At 70.5% G+C, this 17,691-nt stretch carries 20 protein-coding genes; 8 read left to right on the forward strand and 12 right to left on the reverse strand.

Annotated features, from left to right (window positions below; translation table 11 throughout):
* The 9 genes from KIK09_RS09785 to KIK09_RS09825 are packed head-to-tail and all read right to left on the reverse strand — an operon-like array spanning position 1 to position 7,823.
* A complete protein-coding gene (locus KIK09_RS09785; RefSeq protein WP_214318410.1) occupies positions 1-1,101 on the reverse strand; it encodes an ABC transporter substrate-binding protein in 1,101 nt (366 codons plus the stop codon).
* Between the two features lie 12 nt (positions 1,102-1,113).
* Positions 1,114-2,076, reverse strand: coding sequence for an amidohydrolase family protein (locus tag KIK09_RS09790; RefSeq protein WP_214318411.1), 963 nt, complete (start codon positions 2,074-2,076; stop codon positions 1,114-1,116).
* Entirely contained in the window at positions 2,077-2,589 is a 513-nt protein-coding gene (locus KIK09_RS09795; protein ID WP_214318412.1) for a 3-hydroxyanthranilate 3,4-dioxygenase, read from the reverse strand.
* Positions 2,586-2,996: a RidA family protein gene (locus KIK09_RS09800; protein ID WP_214319583.1), complete on the reverse strand. Its 411-nt coding sequence runs from the start codon at positions 2,994-2,996 to the stop codon at positions 2,586-2,588. Before KIK09_RS09800 ends, KIK09_RS09795 begins: the two co-directional genes overlap by 4 nt.
* Positions 2,996-3,724: a 2-keto-4-pentenoate hydratase gene (locus tag KIK09_RS09805; protein WP_214318413.1), complete on the reverse strand. Its 729-nt coding sequence runs from the start codon at positions 3,722-3,724 to the stop codon at positions 2,996-2,998. Before KIK09_RS09805 ends, KIK09_RS09800 begins: the two co-directional genes overlap by 1 nt.
* Positions 3,721-4,725: a 4-hydroxy-2-oxovalerate aldolase gene (gene dmpG / locus KIK09_RS09810; protein ID WP_214318414.1), complete on the reverse strand. Its 1,005-nt coding sequence runs from the start codon at positions 4,723-4,725 to the stop codon at positions 3,721-3,723. The genes KIK09_RS09805 and dmpG overlap by 4 nt, the downstream gene beginning before the upstream one ends.
* A complete protein-coding gene (locus tag KIK09_RS09815; RefSeq protein ID WP_214318415.1) occupies positions 4,722-5,636 on the reverse strand; it encodes an acetaldehyde dehydrogenase (acetylating) in 915 nt (304 codons plus the stop codon). Before KIK09_RS09815 ends, dmpG begins: the two co-directional genes overlap by 4 nt.
* Complete coding sequence (locus KIK09_RS09820) at positions 5,633-6,430, reverse strand: 2-keto-4-pentenoate hydratase (protein WP_214318416.1); 798 nt, start codon at positions 6,428-6,430, stop codon at positions 5,633-5,635. Before KIK09_RS09820 ends, KIK09_RS09815 begins: the two co-directional genes overlap by 4 nt.
* Positions 6,423-7,823 carry an aldehyde dehydrogenase family protein gene (locus tag KIK09_RS09825; RefSeq protein WP_214318417.1) on the reverse strand — a complete coding sequence of 467 codons (1,401 nt, stop codon included), beginning with the start codon at positions 7,821-7,823 and terminating at the stop codon, positions 6,423-6,425. Before KIK09_RS09825 ends, KIK09_RS09820 begins: the two co-directional genes overlap by 8 nt.
* Before the next feature lie 60 nt (positions 7,824-7,883).
* Between KIK09_RS09825 and KIK09_RS09830 the strand changes: the two genes are divergently transcribed.
* On the forward strand, positions 7,884-8,636 hold the full coding sequence (locus tag KIK09_RS09830) for an IclR family transcriptional regulator (protein ID WP_214318418.1): 753 nt from the start codon (positions 7,884-7,886) through the stop codon (positions 8,634-8,636).
* Positions 8,637-8,826: 190 nt separating this feature from the next.
* Positions 8,827-9,357 carry a dienelactone hydrolase family protein gene (locus KIK09_RS09835; protein WP_214318419.1) on the forward strand — a complete coding sequence of 177 codons (531 nt, stop codon included), beginning with the start codon at positions 8,827-8,829 and terminating at the stop codon, positions 9,355-9,357.
* Here KIK09_RS09835 and KIK09_RS09840 read toward each other — a convergent pair.
* Positions 9,340-10,248 carry an AraC family transcriptional regulator gene (locus KIK09_RS09840; protein ID WP_214318420.1) on the reverse strand — a complete coding sequence of 303 codons (909 nt, stop codon included), beginning with the start codon at positions 10,246-10,248 and terminating at the stop codon, positions 9,340-9,342. The genes KIK09_RS09835 and KIK09_RS09840 overlap by 18 nt on opposite strands.
* A gap of 100 nt (positions 10,249-10,348) precedes the next feature.
* On the opposite strand from KIK09_RS09840, the gene KIK09_RS09845 reads away from it, so the two are divergent.
* The 4 genes from KIK09_RS09845 to KIK09_RS09860 all read left to right on the forward strand — a co-directional run bounded on the left by KIK09_RS09845 (position 10,349) and on the right by KIK09_RS09860 (position 13,250).
* Positions 10,349-11,359 (forward strand): saccharopine dehydrogenase family protein, encoded by a 1,011-nt coding sequence (locus KIK09_RS09845; protein WP_214318421.1) that lies wholly within the window; start codon positions 10,349-10,351, stop codon positions 11,357-11,359.
* A gap of 103 nt (positions 11,360-11,462) precedes the next feature.
* Positions 11,463-12,005, forward strand: coding sequence for a VanZ family protein (locus KIK09_RS09850; protein ID WP_214318422.1), 543 nt, complete (start codon positions 11,463-11,465; stop codon positions 12,003-12,005).
* Positions 12,006-12,155: 150 nt separating this feature from the next.
* Positions 12,156-12,908, forward strand: coding sequence for a GntR family transcriptional regulator (locus KIK09_RS09855; protein ID WP_214318423.1), 753 nt, complete (start codon positions 12,156-12,158; stop codon positions 12,906-12,908).
* A 123-nt stretch (positions 12,909-13,031) separates the two neighbouring features.
* A complete protein-coding gene (locus tag KIK09_RS09860; RefSeq protein WP_214318424.1) occupies positions 13,032-13,250 on the forward strand; it encodes a hypothetical protein in 219 nt (72 codons plus the stop codon).
* 211 nt (positions 13,251-13,461) lie between these two features.
* Here KIK09_RS09860 and KIK09_RS09865 read toward each other — a convergent pair whose 3' ends face one another.
* Positions 13,462-14,427, reverse strand: a complete 966-nt coding sequence (locus KIK09_RS09865) for a DivIVA domain-containing protein (protein ID WP_214318425.1) — start codon at positions 14,425-14,427, stop codon at positions 13,462-13,464.
* A 137-nt stretch (positions 14,428-14,564) separates the two neighbouring features.
* Between KIK09_RS09865 and KIK09_RS09870 the strand changes: the two genes are divergently transcribed.
* The gene (locus tag KIK09_RS09870) at positions 14,565-15,095 is read left to right on the forward strand and encodes a gamma carbonic anhydrase family protein (RefSeq protein WP_214318426.1); all 531 of its coding nucleotides are present in this window, start codon (positions 14,565-14,567) and stop codon (positions 15,093-15,095) included.
* Here the strand turns inward: KIK09_RS09870 and KIK09_RS09875 are convergent.
* Entirely contained in the window at positions 15,067-15,978 is a 912-nt protein-coding gene (locus tag KIK09_RS09875) for a DUF1349 domain-containing protein (protein ID WP_214318427.1), read from the reverse strand. The two genes, KIK09_RS09870 and KIK09_RS09875, sit on opposite strands and share 29 nt — an antisense overlap.
* Positions 15,979-16,030: 52 nt before the next feature.
* Between KIK09_RS09875 and KIK09_RS09880 the strand changes: the two genes are divergently transcribed.
* On the forward strand, positions 16,031-17,425 hold the full coding sequence (locus KIK09_RS09880) for a hypothetical protein (RefSeq protein ID WP_214318428.1): 1,395 nt from the start codon (positions 16,031-16,033) through the stop codon (positions 17,423-17,425).
* Positions 17,426-17,691: the final 266 nt, after the last annotated feature.

A 17,691-nucleotide genomic window follows, 5' to 3' on the forward strand; every position in this document is an offset into this window, starting at 1 on the left:
TCACTCACTTCCTGGAGAAATCGTGCTAAGCACCCGGTTTTCGCCATTCTGGTACTGGCGGACGTACCAGTTCTGCACCGGGTTGTGGGTGGCGTCGAAGTGGAGGGGGCCGCGCGGGCTCGGGATGTCGTGGATCTGCGACAGCGCCCGGGCCAGGTCGCCGCCCTTGTCGGCGGCCAGGTCGATCATGCGCATGGCGTCCCAGCCCTGGACGGCGACCACGGAGGGGTTCCTGCCCGTCCTGGAGCGCCACAGGGCCACGAAGGCGGTGTTGTCCTGGTTGGTGAGCGTGGGGGCGTACATGCCGACGCTGGTCATGCCGTCGGCGTCGGGGCCGACGGCCTGGGTGACGTCCTCGTCGGCCAGGTGCTGGCAGGCCAGCAGCGGGACCTTGGCCGCGGAGAACGCCCTGGCGAACGTGATCGCCTCGCCGCCGGCGTAGAAGGCGTAGACGAACTTGGCGTCGGCGGGGATCTGGGCGAGGTACGGGGCGAAGTCCTTGGTCCGGTCGAACGGGGTGAGGATCCGCTTGAGCGCCTTGGCGCCGTATCCGGCCTCGAAGCCGTCCAGCGTCTCGGTGCCCGCCGTGTAGTCGGGGGCCATGAGCACGGCTCCCGAGGTGCCGTAGTGCTCGGCGGCGTACTTGCCCGCGGCGAAGCCCTGGTCGTGGTCGGTGAACGACACCCGGTAGACCCCCGGGCCGCCCAGGCCGTCGGCCCCGGCGTTGGCGATCACCACGGGCACGCCCCCGGCCTGCCTGACCACGGTCAGCGCCACCGGCGACGACAGCAGCCCGGTGATCACGCTCGCGCCGTCGTGGTCGATCAGCTGCCTGGCCCGCTGGCCGCCGGTCTCCGGGTTGCCGGCGTCGTCGGCGACGAGCAGGGCGGCGGGCCTGCCGCCCAGCCGCCCGCCGTGCTCGTCCAGGTAGAGCCGCATCGCGGTCTCCATGTCATCGCCCAGCGCGGCGTAGACGCCGGTCTGCGAGATGATCGCGCCCACCTTGAGCACCGGGTCGTGCCCGGCCTGCATGGTCGGCGACGCGCCGCAGGCCGCCAGCACCACGACCAGCACCACGGGGACGACCACCGGCACGCGCATCGGGCGCTCCCTTCACAGGCCGAGGAAGACCTCGGCGTTCGCGCCAAGCAGCTTGGCGCGAGCCGTACCGGAAAGGAAGCCCGATCGACGGATCAGGTCGCCCACGGGTGACTCGCCGAGCGGGTAGGGGAAGTCGGAGCCCAGCATGACGCGGTCCTCGCCGACCGTGTCGACCAGCAGCCGCAGCGCCCGCTCGTCGAAGACGACCGAGTCGACGTGGAAGCGGCCCAGGTAGTGCGAGGGCGGGTGCTCCGAGACGCCGATCAGGTCGTTCCTGCGGTGCCAGGCGTTCTCGAAGCGGCCCAGCCAGAAGGCGAACGAGCCGCCGCCGTGGGCGAAGCAGATCTTCAGCGTGTCGGGGACCCGGTCGAAGACGCCGCCGAGGATCATCGCGATGATCGACAGGTGGGTCTCGGCGGGCATGCCGACCAGCCACTGCGCCATCCACCGGTCCAGCCGCGGGCTCGAGGCCATGTCCCAGGGGTGGACGAAGACGGGGACGTCGCGCTCGGCGCAGTGCTGCAGGAACTGGACGATGCCCGGGTCGTCGAGGTCCTTGTCGCCGACGTGGTTGCCGATCTCGACGCCCTTGTGGCCGTTGGCCAGGCATCGGTCGAGCTCCTCGCAGGCGGCGTCCGGATCGTTGAGCGGTACCTGACAGAACGGGATGAGCCGCTCATTTCGGCAAATTTCAAGAGCTAGGTCGTTGAAGACTGCGGCGACCTTTTCCGGGCGGTCGTAGCAGAAGAACACCGGCGTGGGTGAGACGACCTGCTTGTCGACGCCGTCCCGATCCATGGTCTCCAGGCGGACCGCCGGATCCCAGCAGTCATTGTGAATTTTCCGGAAGTCGCGGTCGTTGACGAGGATCATCGCCTCGCGCTCGGAATCCACCCGGAGCCGCGGCGCCCCCGGCCAGCCCAGGTCGGGCCAGCCCTTGGGGACGTAGTGCGTGTGGACGTCGACGACCGTCATCTAGCCCTTGCCCGGGTGGAGCGCCCCGCAGTTGTCGCAGGTGCGGGCCTTCTCGTCCTCGTAGAAGGCCTGGAAGACCGGCGGCAGGTCCTTGACGATGTCGCGCACCTGCAGCTCGACCTCGTGCACCTTGTTGCTGCACTCGAGGCAGTACCACTGGAACTTCTCCAGCAGCCCCTCCTCGCGGATCTTCTCCACGACCAGCCCCACCGAGTTGGCCTCGCGCTGCGGCGAGTGCGGCAGGTTGCCGGGCAGCAGGAACATCTGGCCCTCACGGATGTGGATCGTGTCGGGCCCCTCCGGGGTCATCACGTTCAGGTGCATGTTCCCCCTGATCTGGAAGAACAGCTCCTCGTAGGGGTCGACGTGGAAGTCCGTGCGCTGGTTGGGCCCGCCGACGACCATGACGATGAAGTCCTTGCCGTCCTCGAAGACGACCTTGTTGCCCACCGGGGGCTTGAGCAGGTGGGCGTGCTCGTCGATCCACTTGGTGAAGTCGATGGGCGGGATCATGATCGCTCCTGTGGGTGGTAGGCGACTGCCTGCATTTCGATCAGCAGGTGGGGGTGCGGCAGCTGGTGCACCGCCACCGTGGTCCGCGTCGGGCCCTCCTCGTCGAAGAACTCGGCGTAGACCTCGTTGTATCCCTTGAAATCGTTCATGTTCACCAGGTACGTGGTGATCTGCACGAGATCGGCCAGCGACCCTCCGGCCGCCTCGAGGATGTCGCCGATGTTCTCGATCACCGCCCTGGTCTGCGCGCGGATGTCCAGCGAGGTGGCGCCGAACTCGTCCACCTCGACACCCTCGAAGGTGTTGTCGGGCCTGCGCGAGCTGGTGCCCGACACGTACAGGAAGTCACCGGCCCGCTTGACGTGCGGGAACCTGCCCCGCGGCGTGGCCTTGCCCTCGACCAGCATCACGCCTCCATCCTGAACGCGGCCTCGCCCAGGTCCTGGATCTCGACCCGCACGTGCGCTCCCGGCCGCAGCGGCTCGGCCGGGGTGGCCGCCCCCGCGAGCAGCACGGAGCCCTCCTCGATGACCAGCCCGATGGAGGCGGCCAACCGGGCCGCCTCCACGACCGCCCTGCGCGGGTCGCCGAGGATCGCCGCGGTCGAGCCGATCTGTACGGCACGGCCGTCGATCTCCATCACGACGCCCAGGTTCCACCGCGTGGGGTCGTAGGTCCGCCACGGCCCGATCGCGTAGCCCGCCGCCGAGGTATTGTCGGCGATCACGCTCTCCAGCGAGAAGCGGAAGTTCTCATACCGCGAGTCGATGATCTCCAGCCCCGGCGCCACGGCCACCACCGCGCCGGGCCGCTGGGCGTCGGTCACCGAGGCGATGCGCCTGCCGGTCAGGTAGACGATCTCGGGCTCGACGCGCGGGTGGATGTAGCGCCGCGACCCGCTGTGGACGGACATCGCGTCGGTCAGCCGCCCGAGGATGAGGTCGTCGACCCCCATCTGCCGGCGTTTGCCCTCGCTGGTGAACCCCAGCTTGACCCCGACCAGCCGCTCGCCGCGGTCCAGCCGCAGCCCGATCAGCTCCGACTGCACCTCGTACGGCTCGAAGTCGTCCACAGGCTGTGGAATGGCGACGCCGGTACGGCAGGCCTCGTCGAGCCGTGCGGCCAGGTCGGTCATTTCTCACCCGCCAGGTCGAGCGCGATGTCCACGATCATGTCCTCCTGGCCGCCCACCATGCGGCGGCGGCCGGCCTCGGTCAGGATGGCCCTGGTGTCGACGCCGTAGCGTTCCGAGGCGGCCTCGGCGTGGCGCAGGAAGCTGGAGTAGACGCCCGCGTAGCCCAGCGTCAGCGTCTCGCGGTCCACCCGGACGGGCCGGTCCTGGAGCGGCCTGATCAGGTCGTCGGCCGCGTCCATCAGTCCGTACAGGTCGCAGCCGTGCTCCCAGCCCATCAGGTCGGCCACGGCCACGAACACCTCGATCGGGCAGTTCCCGGCCCCCGCGCCCATCCCGGCCAGCGAGGCGTCCACGCGCAGGCAGCCGTTCTCCACCGCGACCACCGAGTTGGCCACGCCCAGGCCCAGGTTGTGGTGGGCGTGGATGCCGATCTCGGTCTCGGGCTCCAGCACGTCCCTGTAGCGGCGGATCCGGTCGCGCACGCCGTCCATGGTCAGCCCGCCGCCCGAGTCGGTGACGTACACGCAGTGCGCGCCGTAGGACTCCATCAGCTTGGCCTGCCCGGCCAGCACGTCCGGCGGGGCCATGTGCGACATCATCAGGAAGCCGGCCACGTCCATGCCCAGCTCGCGGGCGGTGGCGATGTGCTGGGCGGCGATGTCGGCCTCGGTGCAGTGGGTGGCGATCCGCACCGAGGTGACCCCGAGCGCGTGCGCCCTGCGCAGATCCCTGACGGTGCCGATGCCGGGCAGCAGCAGCGTGGTCAGCTTGGCCCGCTGGACGGCGGCTGCCACGGCCTCGATCCACTCCACGTCGGTGTGGGCGCCAGGGCCGTAGTTGAAGCTGCCACCGGCCAGGCCGTCGCCGTGCGCGACCTCGATGGCGGCCACGCCGGCCGCGTCGAGCGCCCTGGCGATCTCGGCGGCCTGGTCGACGGTGTAGCGGTGGCGGATGGCGTGCATGCCGTCCCGCAGGGTCACGTCCTGCACGTAGAGCTTCATACGCGGGCCACCTCGGCGATCCGTTCGGCCGTGCGCAGGGCGGCGGCGGTCATGATGTCCAGGTTTCCCGCGTAGGCGGGCAGGTAGTGGGCGGCGCCCTCCACCTCGAGGAAGACGCTCACCTTGGTCCCGCCCTTCTGCCCCGGCAGCAGCGTCCAGACCGGCTCGTCCCAGGGCACCTGCGAGAACTGCACGCGCTGCTTGAGCCGGTAGCCGGGCACGTACTCCTGCACCCTGGCCACCATCTCCTCCACCGAGTGGGCCACGGCCGCCTCGTCGCACTCGTCGACCAGGCAGTAGACCGTGTCGCGCATGATCAGCGGCGGCTCGGCGGGGTTGAGCACGATGATGGCCTTGCCGCGTTCCGCGCCGCCGACCTTCTCGATGGCCCTGGCGGTGGTCTCGGTGAACTCGTCGATGTTGGCTCTCGTGCCCGGTCCCGCGGACTTCGATGCGATGGAAGCCACGATTTCGGCGTATTTCACGGAAGCGACCGAGGAGACCGCGGCCACGATCGGGATCGTGGCCTGGCCGCCGCAGGTCACCATGTTGAGGTTCGGCTCGGACAGGTGGTCGTCCAGGTTGACGGTGGGCACCACGTAGGGGCCGATGGCGGCCGGCGTCAGGTCGATGATCCGCTTGCCGTACGCCTGGACGGTCTCGGCGTTGACCCGGTGCGCGCCCGCCGAGGTGGCGTCGAGCACCACGTCGACCTCGGCGAACTCGGGCAGCTCGACCAGCCCGCGGACCCCGTCGGAGGTGGTCGCGAGTCCACGGCGTCCGGCCCTGGCGAGCCCGTCGGAGGCCGGGTCGATCCCGGCCATGGCCACGACCTCGACCTTGCGCGACAGCAGCGCCTTGAACATGAGGTCGGTCCCGATGTTCCCTGATCCGATGATGGCGATCTTCATGAGGAGAACACCGCCCGCACCGACCCGAGGCCCTCTATCCGCGCTTCGAAGACGTCTCCCGGCTCGACCGGCGCCATCGGGCCGAGCGCGCCCGTCAGCACCACGTGGCCCGCGCGCAGCGGGAAGTCGGTGCCGCCCAGCGTGTTCGCCAGCCAGACGGCCGCGTTGAGCGGGTGGCCGAGGCAGGCCGCGCCCGCGCCGGTGGAGACCTCCTGCCCGCGCTTGACCATCGTCATCCCGGCCAGCCGCAGGTCGAGGCCGCGCAGGTCGACGGGCGTGTTGCCGAGCACGAACGCCCCGCTCGAGGCGTTGTCGGCGATCGTGTCGGCCAGCGTGATGTCCCAGTCGGCGATGCGCGAGTCGACGATCTCGATCGCGGGCAGCACGAAGTCGACCGCCCTGATCACGTCGACCACCGTGAACGGCCCGCCCTCCAGGTCGTGCGCCAGCACCAGCGCGACCTCGGCCTCGGCCTTCGGCTGCAGGAACCGCTCCACCGGCACGGGCAGCCCGTCCAGGTAGGCCATGTCCGCGAACAGCATCCCGAAGTCCGGCGACTCCAGCCCGAGCTGCTTCTGCACCGCCGGGTTGGTCGCGCCGATCTTCCTGCCGACCAGCCGCCGCCCCTCCTCCAGCGCGCGCCGCGTGTTGACCTCCTGTACGGCGTAGCCTTCCTCGGCCGTGGCCACCAGGTCGCGTACCGGCGCGCACGGCTTGCCCGAGCGCTCGGCCTCGCGCAGCCGATCGGCCGCCTGGGTTCGCACGTCGACCGCGTCTGACCATTCGTCATGCATCGGACTGCTCCAGCTTGATGGTGATCGTCGTGGGTTCGGAGTAGAAGTCCAGCGACTGGGTCCCGCCTTCCCTGCCGATACCCGACAGCTTGACACCGCCGAAGGGAGTGCGCAGGTCACGCAGGTACCAGGTGTTGACCCAGACCAGGCCGGCCTCCAGGCGCTGGGCGACCCGGTGCGCGCGGTCGAGCGAGCCCGTCCAGACCGTGGCGGCCAGGCCGTACTCGCTGGCGTTGGCCAGGTCGACGGCCTGGGATTCGGTGTCGAAGGGGGCCACGTGGCAGACGGGTCCGAAGATCTCCTCGGTGTTGAAGCGGGAGTCCTCGGAAAGGCCCGTCACGACGGTCGGCTCCACGAAGTAGCCGGCCTCGCGGTCGGCGGGCACGCCGCCGCCGGTGAGGATCTTGGCGCCCTCGGAGCGGGCCAGCTCGTAGTACGACAGCACCTTCTGCCGGTGCTCGGCGGAGATCATCGGCTGCGGCTCGACGGTCTGCGCCCGCGCGGCCAGCCTGGCGCAGAACTCCTCGAAGATCGGCCGCTCGACGTAGAGCCGCTCGGTGCACAGGCACACCTGGCCGCCGTTGGTGAACACCGACTTCACGGTGCCGTCCACGGCCCTGTCCAGGTCGCAGTCGGCGAAGATCACGCCCGCGTTCTTGCCGCCCAGCTCGAAGGAGACCGGCTTGACCCGGTCGGAGACCGACCGCATGATCGTCGATCCGGTCCTGGTGGATCCGGTGAAGGTCACGCCGTCCACGCCGGGGTGCTCCACGAGCAGTTGCCCGGCCGTGCCGTACCCGTAGATGACGTTGACGACCCCGGCGGGCAGGCCGACCTCGGCGCAGATCTCGGCGAACAGCGCGGCCGAGGACGGGGTGTTCTCCGACGGCTTGACCACAACCGCGTTGCCCGCGACCAGGGCGGGGGCCAGCTTCCACGTCATGAGCAGGAACGGCAGGTTCCACGGCACGATGACCGCGACCACGCCGAGCGGCCTGCGCACGGTGTAGCTGAGCACGCCGGGCAGGTGGAAGGCGTCGTCGGGGCGCTGGGCGGCGATCTCGGCGAAGGCCCGGAAGTTGGCGGCGCCGCGCGGGATGTCCAGCGTTCTGGTCTGCTCGAGCGGCTTGCCGGTGTCGGCGATCTCGGCCGCGACCAGGTCGTCGAAGCGGGCCTCGATCCCGTCGGCGAGGCGGCGCATCCAGGCTGCCCGCTCGGTCACGGGCAGCGCGGCCCAGCCTGGAGCCGCCGCGCGGGCCGCCTGGACGGCGCGGTCCACCACCGCCGAGTCCGCCTCGTGGACCTGCCGGAGCACCGAGCCGGTGACGGGATCGTACACAGGGAAAACAGGCCCCTGGGCCACCTGCTCGCCACCGATGAAGTGGGTCAACACCTGAATCTCCTCATATTTCCGTCCTACCGGTATAGATCGGTGAGGGGGTGGTGAACAACAATGAGTTCCGTGACACGGAACGCACTGTCGATGCTGGAGAAGTCATGGCTGGTCCTTGACGCGTTCCGCCCGACCGGCGGACCGCTCCGGCTCGTCGACGTCGCCGAGCGCTGCCACCTGCCCAAGACCACCGCCTTCCGGCTGCTCACGGAGCTGACCGAGATCGGCGCCGTCGCCCGCAGGGCGGACGGCTACTACCTCGGCCGCCGGCTGTTCGAGCTCGGTAGCATCGTCCCCCTCGAGCGCGACCTGCGCCATGCCGCCCTGCCGTTCATGCACGACCTGTACGAGGCCACGCGCGAGACCATCCACCTGGGCGTGCGCGACGGGCTCGACGTGGTCTACGTGGAGAAGATCAGCGGCCAGTCGGCGTTCTCGCTGCCCTCGCGGGTGGGCGGGCGGCTGCCGCTGACCTGCACCGGCGTGGGCAAGGCGCTGCTGGCCTTCTCCGGGCCCGACTTCATCGACGAGGTGCTCAGGCGGCCGCTGCGCAGGCTCACCCCGCACTCGATCGTGGATCCCCAGCGGCTGGAGGAGGCGATCGGGCAGATCCAGGCGGCCGGGCTGGCCTACGAGCGGGAGGAGGCGCAGCTCGGCGGCGCCTGCATCGCCGCGCCGATCTTCAGCAACGGCGAGGCGGTGGCCGCGCTGTCGGTCTCGGTGCCGCTGGCCCGCTTCCACCCCACCCGGCTGGCGCCCGCGGTCAAGACGGCCGCGCTGGGCGTCTCCCGCGCACTGGCTCGAACCCTTTGACGTCCTCCCCGGCCTGGAAGTCCGAGGATTCCAGCACCACCTGCAGGTGGTCTGTCGGTTCGCGGTGCACCGGCCCGGCAACCCAAGCCCTTCCCGCGCAGCAACCGCCCGTCCGGCGGCCGTACAACACGCCTCGCTTGGTTATCGCGAGACGTGCCGACTCTAGCGCAGAGGACCGACAGATTCTGATGTGCGCTTCGCGCCCGACCTGTTCTGGCGCCTTCAGCGGGGCTGGCTGGGCGAGCACACGCCGGAAGGCACGGCCGCCTCGATCGAGCTGGCCGGCGGGTTCGACTTCCAGCTCGGCGTGGCCGACTGCGCGCTGACCGTGGCGCACCTGCGCGCGATGCCCGAGGTCGTGGGCGGGGTGGGCGCGCTCGGGTTCTGCCTGGGCGGCTCGGTCGCCTTCGCGCTGGCCGCGCGGGTGCCGCTGGACGCGGTGCTGTCCTTCTACGGCTCCGCCGTACCGGACTCGACCGAGCTGATGGACCGGATCCGGGCGCCGCTGATGCTCGTCTTCGGCGGCAGCGACCCCTACATCCCCCGCGAGCGGGTCGCCGTCGTGGAGCGGGCCGCGGCGGGCAGGCCCGACGTGGTCATGCACGTGGAGGAGGAGGCGGGGCACGCCTTCCACAACAGCGAGGCGCCCATGTTCCACCAGCCGGAGCCGGCCGCCCGCGCCTGGGAGGCGGCCGTCGCCTTCCTACGCGAGCACCTGTGACTGGCGCCGGAAGGCGCCAGGCGCGAGGCCGAACTCGCGCTTGAAGGTCTTGGCGAAGGCGAACTCCGAGGCGTATCCGCACTGCCTGGCCACCGTGGCCAGCGGCGCGTCGGTCTCCCGCAGGGTCCTGGCCGCCACGGTCATCCGCCACCAGGTCAGGTAGGCCAGCGGTGGCCTGCCGACGAGCGCGCTGAAGCGCTGGGCGAAGACCGTGCGGGAGAGTCCCGCCCGCTCGCCGAGCTCGCGCACCGACCACGGCGCCGCCGGGTCGGTGTGCATCGCGTGCAGCGCCGCGCTGATCTCGGGGTCGGCCAGCGCGGCGGGCCAGCCGGTCGGCTCACCCACTGACCTGTCGTCGAACCAGGCCCGCAGCATGTAGAGCAGCAGCAGGTCGAGCAGCGCCGACACGCTGGCGCTCGTGCCCGCGCCCGGGTCCGCGAGCTCCGCGCCGAGCAGGTCCACCGCGGTGCGCAGGCGCCGGTGCCGCCCGACCTGGGCGGGCAGGTGGATGACGTCCGGCAGGTCCGCCAGCAGCGGGTGCGGGCGCGAGCGGTCGAGCACGTAGGCGCCGCAGAGCAGGTCGGTGGCCGCGCCCGTGCCGGTGGCGTCCTCGCGGTCCCTGCCGCCGATGCGGAACTCGGTCAGCGGGCTGGCAGGGTCGTCGGCGAGGGCGTGCCCGGGCTCGCGCGGCAGGAACACGATGTCGCCCGCGGCCAGCCGCAGCGGCTCCGCGCTCCCGGGCAGCAGCCAGCAGGAGCCGCTGAGCACGATGTGGAAGCCCGCGCCGTCGGTCGGCGGGAAGCGCAGCCCCCAGGGCGCGCGCAGCCGGTTGCGGTTGGAGTGCGGGCGGCCGGTGCGCATCGTCGTCACCGCGTCGCTCAGCACGTCCATGTCCACAGCGTACACACCGTCCGGTTGGCCGGACGATCGAGCATGACTCCAGGACTTCCCGACATGGATCGTCCGCATAACCGCTCGTAGCGTCGACGGCATGAAGATTGCACTCAACGGCGCGAGCGGCTTCACGGGCCGGCTCGCGGTCGCCGAACTCGCCCGCCGCGGCATCGACGCCGTCCTCGTCGGCCGCGATCCCGCACGGCTGCGGGCCGCCGCGTCCGGCACCGGCTTCGAGATCCGCGTCGCCGACATCCACGACCAGGACGCGCTGGAGGCCGCCTTCGCCGGGGCCGACGCCGTCGTCAACACCGCGGGGCCGTTCGCCCGGCTCGGCGCCCCGGTCATCCGCGCCGCCGTCGCCGCCGGGGCGCACTACGTCGACACCACCGGCGAGCAGCACTACATCAACGAGGTCTTCGACGCCTTCGCCGGCGCGGCGGTCTCGATCGTTCCCGCGATGGCCGACGACGGCGGGCCGAGCGACCTCATCGGCCACCTCGTGGCCGAGGCCGCGGGACCGGTCGAGACGATGACGGTCGCCCTCTGGTACCGCGACGGCGCCTTCAGCCGCGGGACGCTGCGCTCGCTCGACCCTGACCTGCTGTTCGACGGCGCGCTGCGCTACGAGCAGGACGGCTGGACGACGTACGGCGAGCCGAGCCACGACACGTGGCGCTTCCCCGGCGCGGCCGAACCCGTCCAGGTGAGCAAGGCCGCGCTCCCCCCGGTGGCGACCGTGCCCCGGCACGTCCCCGTCGGGCGCATGGAAGGGCTGCTCGGCGGGACGTTCGACGACCTGAAGGGCGGGATCCCCGCCGCGGTCATCGACTCGCTCCCCGAGGGGCCGGACGACGAGGTGCGGCGGCGGAGCAAGTGGACGATCTCCGTCGAGGCGGCCGGGCGGGGCGGGCGCACCGTGCGCGGCGAGGTCGAGGGCACCAACGGGTACGCCAAGACGGCGGTGATCGCGGTGGAGGCGGCGCGCAGGCTGGTGGCGGACGGGGCCAAGCCCGGCGTCCTGGCGCCGTCGCAGGCCTTCGACCCGGAGTCGTTCCTGGGCTTCCTGTCCGGCCACGGAGTGCGCTGGCACGTCACCGAGAGCTAGGCCCGGTCCGTGTGGTGACTCAGTGCGACGGGTAACGGTCGCGCTGAAAGGCTGTCCGAAGGGTCATCTTTCCGTACCCTTCGGGTACCGCCATGATTGTCCGGTGACGCGGACTTTGGACATGTGGGGAAATGTCATCATTGCCGGGTTTTTGGCACTTCCCCTGGCCGTCCTGGCGGTTCTCGTCCTGGCCCGCATCCGGCGCCGCGCGGGGCACCCGGCGCCCGTCCGCACCAGCCTGGCCGACGTCGGCATCGTGGTCGGCACGGCGCCGTGGATCTGGATGATCCTCACTCCGGTCACCGGTCAGACCGGAGTCAGTCTCGTGCCGTTCAAAGACCTCGCCGCGGTCGTGTCGGCGCCGTGGGACACGGTGTTGGTGCAGGTCGGAGGCAATCTCCTGGTCTTCGCCGCGCTCGGCGCGCTGCTGCCGGTACGCACCGCGCGGATGGCCTCCGCGGCCAGGATCGCGGCGGTCGCCGCGGCCTGCTCGACGCTTGTGGAGGTCCTTCAGTACGGCCTCCGGCTCGGCCGGTTCTCCTCGATCGACGACGTGATCGTCAACACGGCGGGAGCCGTACTTTCGGCCCTGATTACTCGCCGCTGGTGGGCGCGGTCAATACCGGCCGGGACCGTTCCACGGTAACGGCCCGCGAAAACCCCCGAGGATCACCACACGGGCACGATCCGCTCAAAAGAAGCTCGGGACCAACCTGCGTATCTGTGCGATCGTGGACAAGACGGGGCAAGTTCTCTGGAGACGCCAAACCCGGTTGGTGACAGAGGGTGGTCAAACGTGTCTGAATCCCCGGTACCCCACGAGCCCCCGATCTATCGACGCATCGCCGACGGACTTCGAGCCCGCATTCTCTCCGGCGATCTGCGCGACGGGGACCGGCTACCGGGCGAGAACGCACTCATGGCGGAGTTCGCGATCGCACGCGCCACCGCGAGGCAGGCGCTTGCCGTACTCATCAACGAAGGGCTGGCGGTGCCGAAAAGAGGTTCGGGGGTCTACGTGCGATTGTTCAAACCCATACGCAGGCACGGCTCGCGCCGCCTGTCCCGCGAGCAGTGGGGCCAGGGACGCGCCATCTGGGACGCCGACACCCGCGGCCGTCCCTTCACGGTCGACCAGGTCGAGGTGGTCCACGAGATCGCCGCCGACGAGGTGGCCGAGGTACTGGAGAGCACCGAGGTCTGGGTACGGCGACGCCGCTACTCCGTCGACACCCGCCCGGTCCAGCTGGCGACCTCCTCCTTCCCCGCCCACCTGGTCCAGGGCAGCGCCATCACGCTGCCCGACACCGGACCCGGCGGCGTCTACGCCAGGCTGGGCGACCTGGGGCTGCCGCCCGCCCACTTCACCGAGGAGATCAGGGCCAGGATGCCCAGCCCCCGCGAGTCCCGGATGCTCGACCTGCCCGGCGGGACGCCCGTCATCGTGATCGCCAGAACCGCCTACACCTCGGGCGGCCTCCCCGTCGAGCACAACGAGATGGTGCTGGACTCGGCGGCCTATGTACTTCAGTACGACTTTGACGCCTAGGTCAAGGGGAAATGTCAAGCGATAGGTTGACCTGTCCCTCGCGGATCTTGCGTTCTCTAGAGAACTGACGCACCTTCGAAGGAGATGGAAACGTCGCAAAGCGGGCCCCCGGGAAGGGTGACCATGTCCTTTGACCGGCACCTGGCGGAGATCGCCCGGGAGTTCCCGCACTGGACCATCTGGCGGAGCGACGCGGGCCGCTGGTGGGCCACCCGGCACCATCCGCTCAGCGCGGAGCAACGAGACGCCGGCTGCGCGATGACCATCGACGCGGACGACCCGGAGGGACTGCGCGAGCAGCTCCGGGACCAGGAGAGGCGGGCACGCACCGCCCCTCCGTAGCGCTCGGTGGACCGTTCCCCGGTCCGTCGGACGCACGCGAGCCGCCCGGTGCCGGGTCCAGCGACTCGGCGGCCCCGGCACCGGGCTACCAGCGAGAAAAGGGGCCATGAACGCGGAAGTCTCCGACCCTATCGGGGGCGGGGGCTTCCGCCCGCAAGACACACGAGGAGCCCCACCGGCGCGCGGCGGGGCTCCTCGTGGTCACGGTCTGCTACTTGCGCACTTCCGACAGGTTCGCGATGTTCACCACGTCGGTGTCGTCGGAGATCTCCCGCTGCTGCTCCACGACCTCCACGGCGGGGGCGGGCTCCGGATCCTCCACGATGACGCGCACGTCGTCCTGCGGCGCCGGCATGGGCACGTCGATCAGCGGGCCCGAGGCCGCCTCGTTGTGCATCAGGTCGCCGAGCACCGAGCTGATCTCGGTGAGCCGCCGCACCACCTCGGTGTGGGTGTCGGTGAGGTAGGACACGCGCCGCCCCGCGTGCTCGTCGAGCGCGGCCACCCGCTTCTTGGCGGCCGACAGCGTCGAGTCGGCCTCGGTGCGCGCGGCCGTGAGCGTCTGCTCGGCCTCGGACCTGGCGTGCTCGATCGTCTGGTCCGACTCGTGCTTGGCCGCCGTGACCAGCCTGTCGGCCTCGCCCCGCGCCTCACGCAGGGTGTCCTCCGCCTCGGTGCGCGCCGTGGTGAGCGTCTCCTCGGCGTCGGCGCCCGCCTGCGCCAGCATGCGCTCGGCCGCCCCCGTGGCCTCGTTCACGCGCCGCTCGGCCTCCGCCTGGGCGGAGGTGAGGATGTTGTCGGCCGTCTCGCGCGCGGAGGACACCGTACGGTCGGCCTCCGCCCTGGCCGCCTCCCTGAGGCCGTTGGCCTCGTTGACGGCCTCCTCCTTCTTGGCCGCAGCCTCCTCCTCGCCCAGTTTCAGAATCTGGGCCAGCCGGGGACTCAGGTCGTCGTAGCTCTGCGGCGCCTCGACCATGCGCTTCCTGGCCTCCGCCAGCTCCAGGCGACCCTGCTCCGCCTGATCGATCGCTCGCGCCAGCCGCTCTTCCAGATCTCGAACTTGGTTGCGGGTACGGATCATGTAGTCGTGCACCTGACGGCGGTTGTAGCCGCGCATCACGACTTCGAAGCTGTCCTCTTGCATCAGATCGGGAATGCTCTCGTGCTGGTTTGTCATGGGGGTTACCTATGGTTTGCGTGAGGCGGGGGAAAATTGCGGGTTGTAAGGATCTGACGACGTGACGTCAGGAAACGACTTTCCTGCCATCTGCCCACGTCCGCAACCGGAACGCCACACCTCGGCCAGGAATTACGATGAGGTGGGTGTACATCGCAGCGTTGGACAACGGGGCAGTCCCGGACATTCATCCCGAGGCGTACATAGCGCCGGGCGCCGTCGTGGTCGGGCAGGTCAAGATCGGGCGTAACTCCAGCATCTGGTACGGCTCCGTGCTTCGGGGAGACGATGAGCGGATCGAGATCGCCGAGGAGTGCAACGTACAGGATCTGTCCTGTTTGCACGCCGACGCCGGGGAGCCGGCGATCTTGGAGTCCCGGGTCAGCCTGGGGCACAAGGCGATGGTGCACGGCGCCCACATCGAGTCGGGCGCGCTGATCGGCATCGGCGCCATCGTGCTGGGCGGCGCCCGCGTCGGGGCGGGCACCCTGGTTGCCGCCGGGGCGCTGGTCGGGCCGGGCAAGAAGATCCCGGCGGGGGTGCTGGTCGCGGGCGTTCCCGGCCGGATCGTGCGCGAGCTGACCGACGACGACCGCGCCTCCTTCGCGCGGACGCCGGACAACTACATGGCCAAGGCGATCAGGCACCGGCAGGCGTCAACGCTTTGATCAGGGCCTGGTCGTCGACCGAGGCGGTGTTCAGCGGGTCGGCCCAGTCGGGCAGCTCCGGACGCAGGAACCGGACGAAGTCCACCGACATCTTCACGTCAGGCTGCCCCTTCTTGATCAGCTGGGCGTTGGCCTTGGCCTCGTCCTTCTTCAGCGTGTTGAAACTGTCCCAGTCGGTGTAGGCGGTCACGCCCCACTGCATGACGTTGTTGGCCGGCACGTCCACCGGCCAGCGCTTGGCCACCTTCCACGTGCCGCCCTGCTCCCGGTACAGCGCGGCGGCCGCCCGGCCCACCCTGGCCAGCACCATGTCGAGCCAGCCGCCCTTGACGGTCGCGTAGCTCGGCTTGGAGCTGCCGTCCTTGGTGATCTTCGCTTCGACCTGGCCGGGGACGTCGGAGGTGCCCGTGGTGATGGAGAACCAGCTGGCCTTGGCGTAGGTGTCGGGCACCCGGGCCATCAGCCCGCCGAGCGAGAACTTCCGCTTGGGCCTGGCCGACTGCTTGCCCGTCACCTTGACCCTGGCGTACATCACGATGTCGCCTGCCAGGTCCTGGTAGACGAACGGCCCGCGGAACCCGTCGAACCAGGACGAGGTCTTGGGCTGCAGGTAGAGCGACCCCTTGACGGTCTTGTCGATGTCGTAGCCGTCGAGGCGGTCCAGGTCCTTCTCGGTGTCGCTCAGCTTGCTCCACACCGACGCGTCGCCCGGCTTGTCGAACTCGTCGGAGGCCGAGCCCACCTCGCCGCCGGGTGTGGGCGGCTTGGCGTCCTTGACCGACAGCACGCCGGGGGCGTCCGCCGAGGGCTGGGCCGAGGTCGCCGATCCGCATCCCGCGAGGACGCTCACGACCGCCACGGTTCCCACAACCTTTGCCCTCATAGCCGACATTCTGCCAGTCGTAGATCCTCGACCGGCCAGTACGATGACCGCCGTGCGGTCCTGGGATGCGTTCAGCGCCAGTGAGGCCGAGATCCGCGGCATGGTCGTGGATCCCCGCTGGCGCGAACTCCCTGTGCCCGCTCAGGCCCAGGTGATAGCCGCCAGGGTGCTGGTCACGCCCGACGGCGACCGCTGGCTGTTCGGCGCGCACGCCCGCTGGTACCTGCACGATCCCGCCGACGGCCGCTGGCATCCCGCGCCGCCGCCCAGGAGCTCCAGTGTGCGCCAGGTCAGCCATCCGGCCGCGGTGCTGCCGGCCAGGCTCATCCCGCGCGGTCCCGACTTCGCCGCCGAACCCGGCTCGACGCAGGCCTTCATCGGCCCCGACGTGCCCGAGGCGCTCACCGAGCAGGTCCGGGTGCTGCTGCGGGCCAGCGGGCGCAAGTCGGAGCTCGAGTTCCCGCTGACCGCCTTCGACGAGATCTTCGCCTCCGACGTGCCGAGCACGGTCGCCGCGATCTGGGGCGCGGTGATGTGGTGCTCCTACGCGCCCGCCTTCGACGGCAACGAGCGTCTGATCACCATCTTCGGCGAGTACCTGCGCAGGCCGCTGCCCGGTGACGAGTGGGTGCGCTGGCTGCCGCAGCCGTCGCTGCTCGACCTGGTCGTGCCGGTGGCCGAGCGGGCGCGCAACGGCCGGGCGCGCGCGGCGCTGCGCCTGCTCGCGCTGCTGGCCGACACCGCGCGGATCCTGCTGGCCGACGCCCGCTTCAGGCCCCGCGCGCTGGCCCTGATCACGATGATCGAGCCCGCGCTGCGGGCGCAGGGCCTCGACGACGATGCCGCCCGCGTCGACGACGAGACGGTACGGCAGGCCTGGCTGTCGCGGTGCCCGCCGCGGTTCGGCCGGGCACTGCTGGCCGAGACCGATCCCGCCGACAACTTCCGCCACAGCGTGTACGACCTGCTCGAGGCGGTGGCCTTCACGCCCGATCCGTACGCTGCGGCGGCCGGGTTCCTGGCCGACCTGTCCGACTCCAAGGAGCGGCTGCCGCGCATGCTCTGCCACCGGCTGCGCGAGGCCTACCGGGAGCTGGACCAGGCAGGGCTGACCAGGACCTCGGCCGCCGAGCGCACCCAGCCTGACGGGTTCCAGATCCCCCAGACGGGCGAGTACGTGGTCCCCCAGGAGTGGACCGGGTCCGGTAGCTTCCCCGCGCTGCCGGCTCCCCTGCCCGCCACGGTCACGGGCGGGCAGGCCGTACCGGAGGGCGGGGACGAGGGCGGGCCTGACAGGGCGAGCGCGGCGGCGGTGCTGGGTGCGGCGTACGCGACGGGGCTGGCCTGGCAGCGGCTGACGGGGGCGCGGGTGCCGGCCAAGGGGTTCGCCGGGTCACAGGGGCTCGTGCAGCGGCTCATCCGCGAGCGCGACGACAGTCACCCGTAAACCACTAATAGCGATATTTCACCCTTACTCCGCCTATATCGTTCTAACACTTCTTTCGCGGGAAATTAGCTGAATTGTGATCTCGGAATCGGGAAATGATCCTCATGGGGCCGCAGAGGCACAGAAAGGAATGACTCCGATGGGCCATGTTGCCTGAAGGGCCTCCGCCGTAACCTCGTAGAGGGTGTGGGCTGCGGAAGGAAGGACGACGCGGTGGGGCACGACGACCTGGACTCTCGGGTCCACGACCGTGTCGCGTTGGACGA

The sequence above is a fragment of the Nonomuraea sediminis genome (genome assembly GCF_018531495.1).
Lineage (GTDB): Bacteria > Actinomycetota > Actinomycetes > Streptosporangiales > Streptosporangiaceae > Nonomuraea > Nonomuraea sediminis.